General features: G+C 52.1%; 13 protein-coding genes. 6 read left to right on the top strand and 7 right to left on the bottom strand.

Annotated features, from left to right (window positions below; all coding sequences use genetic code 11):
- The first annotated feature begins 59 nt into the window (after positions 1–59).
- A complete protein-coding gene (cysE, locus tag J1778_RS05170) occupies positions 60–881 on the top strand; it encodes a serine O-acetyltransferase (RefSeq protein WP_013577600.1) in 822 nt (273 codons plus the stop codon).
- A gap of 65 nt (positions 882–946) precedes the next feature.
- Here the strand turns inward: cysE and trmL are convergent, their stop codons facing one another.
- From trmL to cpxR, 3 genes are read right to left on the bottom strand one after another with little or no spacing between them, the layout of a single operon-like run.
- Complete coding sequence (gene trmL / locus J1778_RS05175; RefSeq protein ID WP_217172278.1) at positions 947–1,420, bottom strand: tRNA (uridine(34)/cytosine(34)/5-carboxymethylaminomethyluridine(34)-2'-O)-methyltransferase TrmL; 474 nt, start codon at positions 1,418–1,420, stop codon at positions 947–949.
- Between the two features lie 37 nt (positions 1,421–1,457).
- Positions 1,458–2,828: an envelope stress sensor histidine kinase CpxA gene (gene cpxA / locus J1778_RS05180; protein ID WP_120509356.1), complete on the bottom strand. Its 1,371-nt coding sequence runs from the start codon at positions 2,826–2,828 to the stop codon at positions 1,458–1,460.
- Complete coding sequence (gene cpxR / locus J1778_RS05185) at positions 2,825–3,526, bottom strand: envelope stress response regulator transcription factor CpxR (protein ID WP_217172279.1); 702 nt, start codon at positions 3,524–3,526, stop codon at positions 2,825–2,827. Before cpxR ends, cpxA begins: the two co-directional genes overlap by 4 nt.
- A 152-nt stretch (positions 3,527–3,678) precedes the next feature.
- On the opposite strand from cpxR, the gene cpxP reads away from it, so the two are divergent.
- The 3 genes from cpxP (at position 3,679) to J1778_RS05200 (ending at position 6,695) form a co-directional block, all read left to right on the top strand.
- Positions 3,679–4,188, top strand: a complete 510-nt coding sequence (gene cpxP, locus J1778_RS05190; protein ID WP_217172280.1) for a cell-envelope stress modulator CpxP — start codon at positions 3,679–3,681, stop codon at positions 4,186–4,188.
- A gap of 347 nt (positions 4,189–4,535) precedes the next feature.
- On the top strand, positions 4,536–5,522 hold the full coding sequence (gene pfkA / locus J1778_RS05195; protein WP_112289334.1) for a 6-phosphofructokinase: 987 nt from the start codon (positions 4,536–4,538) through the stop codon (positions 5,520–5,522).
- A 183-nt stretch (positions 5,523–5,705) separates the two neighbouring features.
- Complete coding sequence (locus J1778_RS05200; protein WP_217172281.1) at positions 5,706–6,695, top strand: sulfate ABC transporter substrate-binding protein; 990 nt, start codon at positions 5,706–5,708, stop codon at positions 6,693–6,695.
- Between the two features lie 97 nt (positions 6,696–6,792).
- Here J1778_RS05200 and tpiA read toward each other — a convergent pair whose 3' ends face one another.
- Positions 6,793–7,560, bottom strand: coding sequence for a triose-phosphate isomerase (tpiA, locus tag J1778_RS05205; protein ID WP_217172282.1), 768 nt, complete (start codon positions 7,558–7,560; stop codon positions 6,793–6,795).
- A 127-nt stretch (positions 7,561–7,687) separates the two neighbouring features.
- Positions 7,688–8,296 carry a DUF1454 family protein gene (locus J1778_RS05210; RefSeq protein ID WP_217172283.1) on the bottom strand — a complete coding sequence of 203 codons (609 nt, stop codon included), beginning with the start codon at positions 8,294–8,296 and terminating at the stop codon, positions 7,688–7,690.
- Positions 8,297–8,454: 158 nt separating this feature from the next.
- Between J1778_RS05210 and J1778_RS05215 the strand changes: the two genes are divergently transcribed.
- Positions 8,455–8,877, top strand: coding sequence for a DUF805 domain-containing protein (locus tag J1778_RS05215; protein ID WP_113877620.1), 423 nt, complete (start codon positions 8,455–8,457; stop codon positions 8,875–8,877).
- 16 nt (positions 8,878–8,893) lie between these two features.
- On the opposite strand, the gene fpr is transcribed toward J1778_RS05215, so the two are convergent.
- A complete protein-coding gene (gene fpr, locus J1778_RS05220) occupies positions 8,894–9,640 on the bottom strand; it encodes a ferredoxin--NADP(+) reductase (RefSeq protein WP_217172284.1) in 747 nt (248 codons plus the stop codon).
- A 308-nt stretch (positions 9,641–9,948) separates the two neighbouring features.
- Between fpr and emrD the strand changes: the two genes are divergently transcribed.
- A complete protein-coding gene (emrD, locus tag J1778_RS05225; protein ID WP_217172285.1) occupies positions 9,949–11,142 on the top strand; it encodes a multidrug efflux MFS transporter EmrD in 1,194 nt (397 codons plus the stop codon).
- A gap of 64 nt (positions 11,143–11,206) precedes the next feature.
- On the opposite strand, the gene glpX is transcribed toward emrD, so the two are convergent.
- Positions 11,207–12,217: a class II fructose-bisphosphatase gene (gene glpX, locus J1778_RS05230; RefSeq protein ID WP_217172286.1), complete on the bottom strand. Its 1,011-nt coding sequence runs from the start codon at positions 12,215–12,217 to the stop codon at positions 11,207–11,209.
- Positions 12,218–12,327: the final 110 nt, after the last annotated feature.

A 12,327-nucleotide genomic window follows, 5' to 3' on the forward strand; every position in this document is an offset into this window, starting at 1 on the left:
GGTGTTCCCGACAGGGCGGCTTTTTATTACCCGAACTTGCAAAGTCGTAAGGAAAAGTGATGTCGCTAGAAGAATTAGAGCTGGTCTGGAATAACATTAAATCAGAAGCGAGAGCACTGGCTGAGTGTGAACCGATGCTGGCAAGTTTTTTCCATGCGACGTTGCTTAAACATGAAACGCTGGGCGGTGCGCTAAGCTACATTCTGGCCAACAAGCTGGGTAATCCGATTATGCCAGCGATGGCTATTCGTGAAGTGGTCGAAGAAGCCTATCGTAACGACGAACAAATGATCTTGTCTGCTGCCCGCGACATTCTTGCTGTACATCAGCGCGATGCGGCGGTCGATAAATATTCGACTCCGCTGCTTTATCTTAAAGGTTTCCACGCGCTTCAGGCTTACCGCATCGGTAACTGGCTGTGGAAGCAGGATCGTAAAGCGCTGGCGATATATTTTCAGAATCAGATTTCAGTTTCATTCGGCGTAGATATTCATCCGGCAGCGCGCATTGGTTGCGGCATCATGTTTGACCATGCGACCGGTATTGTCATCGGTGAAACAGCTGTCGTTGAGAATGACGTTTCGATTTTGCAATCAGTCACGCTGGGCGGTACCGGCAAAACCTGCGGCGACCGCCACCCTAAAATCCGTGAAGGCGTCATGATTGGGGCGGGTGCGAAAATCCTCGGCAATATCGAGGTGGGCGCGGGTGCGAAAATCGGGGCGGGCTCGGTCGTGTTGCAATCCGTTCCTCCGCACACTACGGCGGCGGGGGTTCCGGCACGTATTGTCGGGCGTCCGGAAAGCGAACGTCCTTCCATGGATATGGATCAGCATTTCAACGGTATTGCGCAGGGTTTTGAATTCGGCGACGGTATCTGACAGACGTTTCAGATGGCATGAATCTGCATGCCATCTTTCAGTTTCATCAAATAGTTACAGCAAACCTATTCTTTCAGCAGTGCGCCCGGATATCCCAACTGGCGCCAGGCTTCGTACACCACCACCGAAACGGCATTCGACAAGTTCATGCTGCGGCTTTCTGCGAGCATCGGAATACGGATTTTGTGCTGCGCGGACAGATTATCCAGAATAGAAGCTGGCAGACCGCGGGTTTCAGGACCAAACAACAGAAAATCATTATCCTGATAACTGACGGCGCTGTGCGCTGGCGTGCCTTTGGTCGTCAGTGCAAAAAGACGTTGCGGATTTTCGCTACTGAGGAACGCGTCATAGTTGGCGTGATGCTTAATATGGGCGAATTCATGGTAATCGAGTCCGGCGCGGCGCAGACGTTTGTCGTCCCAGCCGAAACCTAAAGGTTCGATGAGGTGAAGCTGACATCCGGTGTTGGCACACAGGCGGATAATATTGCCGGTATTTGGCGGGATTTCTGGTTCAAATAAAACGATGTTAAGCATGCGTCCCCCTGATAGAGGGACGCAGAATAGCAGAAACTTAACGCTGGTGCAGCGGCAGCCAGATAATCAAACGAAGGCCGCCCAGCGGGCTGTCCTCGGCTTTGACTTTGCCTCTGTGTTGCTGAACCGCAGTATCCACGATAGCCAGCCCAAGGCCGGTACCGCCGGATTCGCGGTCACGCGCTTCATCAGTCCGGTAGAACGGACGGAAAATCTGTTCACGATCTTCTTCACTCACGCCAGGACCATCATCGTCCACGGTGATGGTGATCCCTTCGCTGTCATGGGCGAAGTTCAGCGCAATATGATGATGTGAATAACGCAGGGCGTTACGCACGATATTTTCCAGCGCGCTGTCGAGGGCCGCGGCATTCCCGATCAGTTTCCATGGGCCCGGAGGCGATGTGACCTCAAGGGTTTTGCCCATCTGTTCGGCTTCAAACTGCGCATCGTCAATGACACCTTCCCACAATTCATTGGCTTTCAGGGTTTCGCGCGACAGCTCATTTTTGTGCTGGCTGCGTGATAACACCAGTAAGTCATTGATCATGCCATCAAGACGTTGCGCTTCATTTTCAATGCGTTGCAGCTCTTTGCCTTCGCCATGACGACGGCGCATCAGCGCGGTAGCCAGTTGCAGGCGCGTCAGCGGGGTTCGCAGTTCATGTGAGATATCAGATATGAGTCGTTGTTGCGCCGTCACCATTCGTTCCAGTGCGCTGACCATCTGGTTGAAACTGGCACCGGTCGCGAGGAACTCCTGCGGGCCGGCTTCGAGTTCCGGATGTTGCTTGAGATTGCCGCGTGCAACGTCATCTGCGGCGTTTTTCAACTTACGCGCAGGTTTCGCCAGGCTCCACGCCAGCCAGAGCAACAGCGGGGCGCTGATGAGCATGGTGACGATAAGCAGAAGCAGAGGGCGGTCAAACATCAGGTTGATAAAATCAGACTGAGAACTGCTGGCAGGGCGCATCAGGTAAAGCTGATAATTGTCTTCGCCGTCACGAACAGAGAAGGGCCCGACCATTTCCACACGGCCATATTTTTTCTTTTTCGGACGATCTGAGTTATCAGACTGGCCGATAAAGTTACGCACAATCTGCATTTCATTGCGCTGAGCGCCAATTACGCGCCCTTCGCTGGTGACCAGCAATAAACGCTGACCCGGCGGTGCCCATTTGTCGATAGCGCGGAACAGCCTGCGCCACCACATCAGATCATTGGCAGGATCGGTCGCCAGCTCAGCTTCGACGTGCTGTTCAATCATCAGGCCCTGCCGTTGTTCGTTATCGAGCAACGGCGTAATTTGGCGTGAATCGAGTTTCGGCACCATCAATACCAGCATTAGCACCAGGGCTAACGTAAACCAGAAAATGGCAAAAATACGTGCCGTAAGGCTGTTTATCATGAAGCAGAAACCATCAGATAGCCGCGTCCGCGCAGGGTTTTAAACCACGGATGTCCATCCTGACGATCGGGCAATTTACGGCGTAAATTAGAGATATGCATATCTATCGCACGGTCAAACGGCGTCAGGCGTTTACCCAAGACTTCCTGGCTCAGATGTTCGCGGGAAACGACCTGTCCGAGGTGTTTTGCCAGTAGATACAGCAGGGTAAATTCTGTACCGGTCAAATCCAGCGCTTCGCCATCAAAGCTGGCTTCCTGGCGGCCCGGATTCAGCTGTAAGCCATCGACTTCAAGCGTCGGTGAACCATTGTTTTCATTGGTTTGCTGCTGCTCGCTCCAGTTGGAACGGCGCAACATGGCCCGGATGCGGGCAACCAGTTCGCGGTCATTAAACGGTTTTGGCAGATAGTCATCGGCACCCAGTTCAAGGCCAAGAACACGGTCCAATTCACTGCCGCGGGCAGTTAACATAATCACTGGCGTCTGGTGGCGCTGGCGTAATTCTTTAAGGGTTTCAATGCCGTTTTTCTTCGGCATCATCACGTCAAGTAACAGAAGATCGATGGTATTATCGATTTTCTCTAATGCCTGCTCACCGTCGTAAGCCACCACAACATTAAAGCCTTCCATTTCGAGCAATTCTTTCAAAAGTGAAGTCAGTTCACGGTCGTCATCAACTAACAAAATTTTATTCATTGTATTTACCTCTAGACGCAAAATACGTCATCAATTGCCGCTATTCCATGACTTTACGTACTTTTACAAGCACTGACGCTTGTTTGCAGCAGCAGGTTTAGACTGCTTTTCAATGATTCGCGATTAAGCGATAAAGACTTTAGGAGTATGTGATGTTTAAGGCAGCTTCATTCGGTTTGGCCACGCTTCTGACGCTGAGTTCAGGTGTCGTTTTAGCAGATGGCGCAAAACCAGTGTCGGCGATGCCAGCAGAACATGATAGCACGATGTTGGATAAGCCTCAGGAACGCAACACCATGTTTGATGGTGTAAATCTCACTGAGCAGCAGCGCCAGCAAATGCGTGACCTGATGCACCAGGCCCGTAAAGATCTGCCTCATGTAAATGTAGAACAGATAGAAACGATGCACAGGTTGGTTACCGCCGAAAAGTTTGATCAGGCCGCAGTCCGGTCACAAGCCGAATTAATGGCTCAGGAACAGGTGGATCGCCAGGTCGAAATGGCCCGCATCCGCAACCAGATGTTTAATCTGCTGACCCCTGAGCAAAAAGACGTATTGAACCAGAAACACGAGCAACGTATGCAACAGATGCGTATGCAGTTATCTGGATTACAGCCCTCTTCTGCCCAGAAGACGAGTAGTACCAGCACGACCGAGTAAGATCCCTGTTTTTCCTTGCCATAGACACCATCCCTGTCTTCCCCCGCCGAAAGGTGGGGTTTTTTTTGCCTGAAATCTGCGATGGGTTCACAGAAGCGGAAATTAACAAGGTGGAAATCTGCGCGTAACGAACTGGAAATATCTTGTAAAAGCCGTATGAATCAGTAAATTGCGAAGTACAGAGCAGTGTATGCGTATTCTTGCTGACTTGAATCAATTCAGCACCGGTGTTTTGTTATACTATAGGCTCAAACGCTAGTAAGCCCTTTTGGCTGCACAAGAAAAATTCGCCCAACAGGCTGGCTCAAGATTCTTAAGAAATTGCATCTACAAGTTCAGAGGTAGTCATGATCAAAAAAATTGGTGTACTGACAAGTGGTGGCGATGCCCCAGGCATGAATGCTGCGATCCGTGGCGTTGTCCGCTCCGCTTTATCTGCAGATTTGGAAGTCTACGGTATTGAAGATGGCTACCTCGGCATGTACGAAAACCGCATGCGTAAACTGGATCGCTACAGCGTTTCAGACATGATTAACCGCGGCGGTACTTTCCTGGGTTCAGCTCGTTTCCCGGAATTCCGTGACCCGGAAATGCGTAAAGTGGCGCTGCAGAATATGAAAGACCGCGGTATTGATGGCCTGGTGGTTATCGGTGGTGACGGTTCTTATGCAGGCGCAGACTTGCTGACCAAAGAAGGTGGCATCCGTTGTATCGGCCTGCCAGGCACAATCGATAACGACGTTGCCGGTACTGACTACACCATCGGTTTCTTCACTGCGCTGGGCACGGTGGTAGAAGCGATTGACCGTCTGCGTGATACCTCCTCTTCACACCAGCGTATTTCAATCGTTGAAGTGATGGGCCGTTATTGCGGTGATCTGACTCTGGCAGCTGCAATTGCCGGTGGTTGCGAATTTATCGCCATCCCGGAAGTTGAATTCAAACGTGATGATCTGGTTGCTGAAATTAAAGCAGGCATCGCGAAAGGTAAAAAGCACGCGATCGTTGCCATCACTGAGAAGTTAGATAACATCGAAGAGCTGGCCAAATACATTGAGAAAGAAACCTGCCGCGAAACGCGTGGCACCGTATTAGGTCACATTCAGCGCGGTGGTGCGCCCGTCGCTTACGACCGCATCTTAGCCTCCCGCATGGGCGCTTATGCTGTAGACCTGCTGCTGGAAGAAGGCCGCGACTATTCTCAGGGCGGTTTCTGTGTCGGTGTAGAAAACGAGAAAATGGTTCACGAGTTAATCTCGGTTTGTATCGCACCAGAGAATAAGAAAAGTAAATTCAAAGAAGACTGGTACGACACTGCGAAAAAACTTTTCTGATACAGTGGATTACGCAATTGAAAGAACCTCCTTTACGGGAGGTTTTTTTTGGCCTGTGTTTTTGTTATTCCAGAAAGTAATAGAAAAAAACCTTTTATTCTTTATGCGTTTCATTTTTATCTGGCACGCTCTCCTTAATGAACAAATAAATGAAATCCATAGAAACTATCTCGGGAGAGTGCGATGCGTAAATGGGCTGTAGGTTTGGGATTACTGTTGGTGGCAACCGGAGCAATTGCCAAAGATATTCAGATTCTGAACGTGTCATACGATCCAACCCGTGAGTTCTATGAACAATACAACAAAGCGTTCAGCAAGTACTGGCAGGCTAAAACTGGCGATACCGTGACTGTGCGACAGTCGCATGGCGGTTCGGGCAAGCAGGCCACATCAGTTATTAACGGCATTGAAGCTGATGTAGTCACACTGGCGCTGGCTTATGACGTTGATGCCATTGCCGAGCGCGGCCGTATTGATAAAAACTGGATCACCCGTCTGCCGGACAACTCTGCACCTTACACGTCCACCATTGTTTTCCTGGTGCGCAAAGGCAATCCGAAACAAATTCACGACTGGAATGATTTGATCAAGCCGGGCGTGTCGGTTATCACGCCGAACCCTAAAACGTCTGGCGGTGCCCGCTGGAACTATCTGGCAGCCTGGGGTTATGCCCTGCATCACAATAACAATGATAAAGCGAAGGCTCAGGATTTCGTGAAAGCATTGTATAAAAACGTGGAAGTGCTGGATTCCGGCGCACGTGGCGCAACCAATACCTTCGTTGAGCGCGGCATCGGTGATGTGCTGATCGCATGGGAAAACGAAGCGTTGCTGGCAACTAAAGAAGTCGGCAAAGACAAGTTTGAAATCGTGACGCCAAGCGAATCGATTCTGGCGGAGCCAACAGTTTCTGTGGTCGATAAAGTCGTGGATAAGCGTGATACCCGTACTGTGGCAGATGCCTACCTGAAGTACCTGTATTCACTGGAAGGACAGACTATCGCGGCAGAAAACTATTACCGCCCGCGTGATCCGCAAGTCGAAAAGAAATTCGCTTCTGAATTCCCGAAACTGAAACTGTTCACCATTGATCAGGTTGCAGGTACCTGGGCACAGGCGCAAAAAGATCATTTCGCGACAGACGGTATTTTTGACCAAATCTCTAAGCGTTAACGACGTTTTACAGACAGGTCTTCCGCAAACAGCTCTCTTTGCGACCAAAAAGAAAACCCCGGCATCCCGGGGTTTTTTATGCGCAGAAGAAACAGACTTACGCTTGTTTGGCTTCTGCAGCCGCTTTCACGATCACAGCGAAAGCATCAGCTTTCAGTGATGCGCCGCCAACCAGTGCGCCATCGATGTCTGGCTGGGTGAACAGCTCAGCAGCGTTAGCCGCGTTAACGGAACCGCCGTACTGGATGATCACTTGTTCAGCAACCGCAGCATCTTGTTTCGCGATATGGTCACGGATGAATTTATGAACTGCCTGAGCTTGTGCAGGAGTTGCAGATTTGCCGGTACCGATCGCCCAAACTGGTTCGTAAGCGATGACAGCGCCTTCGAATGCTTTCGCACCCAGAGTGTTCAGAACCGCGTCCAGTTGCTTAGCGCAAACGGCTTCAGTTTTGCCTGCTTCGTTTTCTGCTTCGGTTTCACCGATGCACAGAACAGGGATCAGACCTGCTTCTTTCAGCACGCCGAATTTCTTCGCGATGAACTCATCGCTTTCTTTGTGGTAAGTGCGGCGTTCAGAGTGACCGATGATGATGTATTTTGCACCGATGTCTTTCAGCATGTCGGCAGAGATTTCACCGGTGAATGCGCCGGACAGGTTAGCATCAACGTTCTGAGCACCCAGCGCGATACGGCTGCCAGCCAGCGCGTGTTTAGCCTGTGACAGGTAAACTTCTGGTGGAGCAATCGCAACGTCACAACCTACAACTGTGCTCAGTTCAGTACGCAGAGCAGCAATCAGTTCGTTAACCATGTGGGTACTGCCGTTAAGCTTCCAGTTACCCATCACTAATGGATGTCGCATGTTTTTTCCTCCAAAAGGGGACGCGAGTGTCGATTAAAATTTCTGCCAAATAAGCAGATTACCTGTGCAACAGTATAGAGATCATTGGACGTAAAGGCTTTGCTTTTTGTCATTAAAAGCCGTCATCTCACGGCTCGGCCAGCGCAAGCTTGACCGGTTCCACGGCGAATGTCAGACCTTTTTCGCCATTGTCTGAAATCACAAAACGCACCGCGCCCACTTCCTGCTTATAAAACTGCTGACCTTTGCCTTTCTCAATCATAGATGTCACTTTCGCCACGCTTTGTGGCACAGAAAGTGTGGCATCAAACTGACGCATGAGGTTCGCCATGTAGCTTATCGCCAGCGTGCGGGCCGCTTTCTCTTCGGCTCCCTGAATCGGCAGATAGGTGATTTGCAGCGTTTTGATTTTGCCCGTGCCTTTTTCCAGCGCCGTCGAGGCATACAGATTTTCGTTAATCTTGCTGGCGGCGCGGGTCAGGGGATTGTTCGGAGATTTATCGCTGATGGAACGGAATTCGCCAATCTGCTGAGTCGGATTGGCTTCATTGTATTTGGCGCGAAAATTAATCAGCGTTGTTTCAAACGTCGGCGCGCCTGCCAGCAGATAAGGTGCCTTTGGCATCTCTTCTGCGCTGGAATGATCGGTTGGCGGATCGGCAAGCGCGATATTCTGACCTGCCAGTATCAGTAATGCGGGCAGCGCCAGGCGTAATAAAGAGTGAGCAACAGTCATAGGGCGTTTCTTATTTTGTTTCAACAGACCGATTAAAGCGGGGAACGGGGGGTAATGTCAAAAGGAGAGCGTAAAGATTCTCGCCGCCGCTGTCCGTGGGTTACACTCCGCCTGATTTAACAATTTACTCCCATTGTACTTTACGGAACGGACTGTCAATGACGTTACAGCATGCACTGTTTTCTTTTAACGGCCGCCTGGGGCGCCGCGATTTCTGGCTCTGGATGGTCAGCTGGCTGATTCTGATGGTGGCTGATTTCTTTTTTGCCGCACAGGAATGGATTACCTATCAGACCGCCGGCTTTGCGCTGGTTGTGTTACTGTGGCCGACCGCGGCGGTGCTGGTCAAAAGATTGCATGATCGCAATAAATCCGCCTGGTGGGCCCTGTTGTTTGTGCTGGCGTGGATGCTGGTTGCCGGTAACTGGGCAGCGGCAATGCCGCAAACATGGAGCTGGGTATTAGGCCGTCTGGCGCCATCAGTGATCTTCATCATGCTGATTATCGACTGCGGTGCGTTTGTCGGTACGCCGGGCACAAATCGTTTTGGCCCGGAACCGGATGACGTTAAATTCCGCTAGTTTTGCAGGAGCAGGCTTACCAGTAATGCTCGCTGGTCATATGGCCCGGCTTGCGTTTGAGATGCTTGCGCATACCCCGCGTGTCTTTCAGGATTTGCTGGGTATCGCGCACCATCTGAGGGTTTCCGCACAGCATAACGTGGCTGTCTTCTGCCAGCATCTTCAGGCCGACAGCCGTTTCAAGTGCGCCGCTTTCAATCAGTGCGGGTACGCGACCGGTCAGTGAACCGGCAATCTCTTCGCGGCTGACCACGGTCAGAATATGTAATTTGCCTTCATAACGGCGCTGAAGCTGTTGCATCAGTGGCAGATAACTCAGGTCAGCTGAGAAGCGTGCGGCGTGAACCAGAACAATATTTTTGAACCGCTCCAGCCCTTGCCCTTCCTGCAAAATCGACAGATACGGCCCGATAGCTGTACCGGTTGCCAGCATCCACAACGTGTCACACTCCGGCACTTCTTCAATGACGAAAAAACCTGCGGCTTCTTTGGTGATATTGATTTCGTCACCCGGCTGCATAACATGCAGGCGCGGGCTGAGCTTTCCTTCCGGCACATTGACCAGATAGAACTCCAGCTCGTTGCTGGAAGGCGGATTAACGTACGAATAGGCCCGCTGGACCCGCTCGCCATCAATATCAAGAGAGAGTTTGGCAAACTGGCCTGCGGTAAAAGAATCGACCGGTGCGTTGACCGTGATGCTGAACAAATTGTCTGTCCAGTGCTCAACTTTTTTGACTTTTCCCGTCACCCAATCAGCCATAAAAACTCCCGTTGTTCCTGATTTACTCATGAATACCGAAATTGAGGTCTGATTTTATTTCAAATTTTTCGGATCCCTTATCGGTTAAATGTTATCAGCCTGATCGGCTCTGGTTAGTCAGTATCGATTTTCGTACACCCAGCGTTACACCGCTGGCTTGTCCTGCTGCCAGTCGGAGGACGGGATAGTTCACCGCAACACTCGCTTATTCATCCTAATTTGTTAACTTATGCGCCGCAGCATGTCCGGCTGTTTTACTGGTTATTTGTTCTGCACTTTTCCAACACTGTCTGATAATGAACTGAAAAATGAAAAAACTGGAAAACATTCACCTGCTTGTAATGCTGATTTTGCTGGTCGCTGTTGGCCAGATGGCACAAACCATTTATGTGCCAAATATCGCGGATATGGCAACCAGTCTGGCGGTAAAACCCGGTGCCGTGCAGCGTGTGATGGCAGCCTATCTGCTGACGTACGGCGGCTCACAGCTGGTTTACGGACCGCTCTCCGATAACATCGGGCGCAGACCGGTGATCCTGACGGGGCTGATGATTTTCCTGATTGGCGCGGCTGGCGCGATGATGTCGACCAGTCTGAATATGCTCATCCTGGCCAGTGCAGTTCAGGGGCTGGGTACCGGCGTGGCGGGCGTGATGGCGCGAACCATGCCCCGTGATTTGTACAGCGGCGGTGCATTGCGTCATGCCAATAGCCTGCTGAATATGGGGATTCTGGTGAGTCCGCTGCTGGCGCCAGTCATCGGCGGAGCATTGTCTGCGTGGCTGGGCTGGCGTGCCAGTTTTGGTTTCCTGCTGATCCTGTGCGCGGGCGTGGCATTTTCTATGTACCGCTGGCTGCCGGAAACCCGTCCGGAGTTCACGGCTGATAATCCACCGCGTAAAATGTTCGGCAGCCTGCGTTTATTGCTGGGCGATGCAAACTTCAGCCGCTATCTGGTGATGCTGGTGGGGGCGCTGGCCGGTGTGGCGGTCTTCGAAGCCAGCTGTGGCGTGCTGATGGGTGGCGTTCTCGGCCTGAGTGGTGTGATGGTCAGCATCCTGTTTATCCTGCCGATTCCGGCCGCTTTCTTTGGTGCCTGGTATGCCGGGCGTACCGAGAAAAGTTTTCAGCAGCTGATGTGGCATTCGGTCATCAGTTGTCTGCTGGCCGGGCTGGCAATGTGGATCCCGGGCTGGCTGGGCATCATGAATATCTGGACGCTCATCGTTCCGGCTTCGCTGTTCTTCTTCGGCGCTGGCATGTTGTTCCCGCTGGCGACTACCGGCGCAATGGAACCTTTCCCTTATCTGGCAGGGGCTGCGGGGGCGCTGGTCGGTGGTCTGCAAAATATGGGCTCAGGGCTGGTGGCGTGGATGTCCGCCATGTTGCCGCAAACCGGTCAGTTCAGTCTGGGTTTGCTGATGTTTGCGATGGCGGTGCTGATCTTGCTGTGCTGGTGGCCGATGTCGAACCATCAGCAGGAGCAGGGCCACACGGTCTGATACTGAGTCTTCCCCATAAAAAAAGCAGAGCCTGAGCTCTGCTTTTTGTCTTTCCGGCGTCCGGTCAGATAATAAATTCGTGCAGCGCGGCGTCTTTACGGTCGAGATAATGCGTCGAGCGGATGCGGCGGATAGTGCGGGATTTACCGCGGATCAGCAGCGTTTCGGTGGTCGCCATATTTCCTTTACGGCTGATACCTTCCAGCAGATCGCCTTTGGTAATGCCGGTTGCGGAGAAAATCACGTTATCGTTACGCGCCATATCATCGAGCAGCAGCACTTTACCCGCCTCAATCCCCATCGCCTGACAACGCGCCAGCTCATCTTCGCCCATGCGGCGGTTTTCCGGCGTATCGCCTTTCACGTCATGCCGCGCCAGCAGGCGGCCTTGCATGTCGCCATCCAGCGCGCGGATCACCGCAGCGGAAATCACACCTTCAGGGGCGCCGCCGATGCCGTATAACACGTCCACTTCGCTTTCCGGCATACAGGTCAGAATGGTTGCCGCCACGTCGCCGTCCGGGAATGCGAACACACGCACGCCCGAGGCCAGCATTTCGCGAATAGCATCGTCGTGGCGGGGTTTCGCCAAAACAGCCACGGTCAGTTCGGTCAGCGGTTTATCCAGCGCTCTGGCGATATTTGCCAGATTCTCTGCCAGCGTCAGGTTCAGATCGATAGCGCCTTTGGCCCCCGGCCCGACGGCGATTTTTTCCATGTACATGTCCGGCGCATTGAGGAAAGACCCTTTGTCGCCCACCGCCAGCACGGCCAGCGCATTGGATTGTCCCATCGCGGTCATACGCGTGCCTTCAATCGGGTCGACCGCGATATCTACCGCATCGCCGTTACCGGTACCGACCTTTTCGCCGATATACAGCATCGGCGCTTCATCGATTTCCCCTTCGCCAATGACGATAGTGCCGTCGATATCGACTTTGTTGAGCATGATGCGCATGGACTGAACGGCAGCATTGTCGGCGAGGTTTTTATCACCCCGGCCCAGCCATTTATAACCGGCGAGCGCGGCAGCTTCTGTCACGCGGGAGAACTCGATTGCTAATTCACGTTTCATTGGAAAGCCTGTAGAAAGAAAAAAAGAGGTCGGTGAGGCAGGGCTCATCTGTGCAGCGATTTTAGCACAACGGGGAATCGGCATAAAAAAACTCCCCATGCGGGGAGTTT

The organism is Rahnella bonaserana (assembly GCF_019049675.1).
GTDB classification, from domain to species: Bacteria; Pseudomonadota; Gammaproteobacteria; order Enterobacterales; family Enterobacteriaceae; genus Rahnella; species Rahnella bonaserana.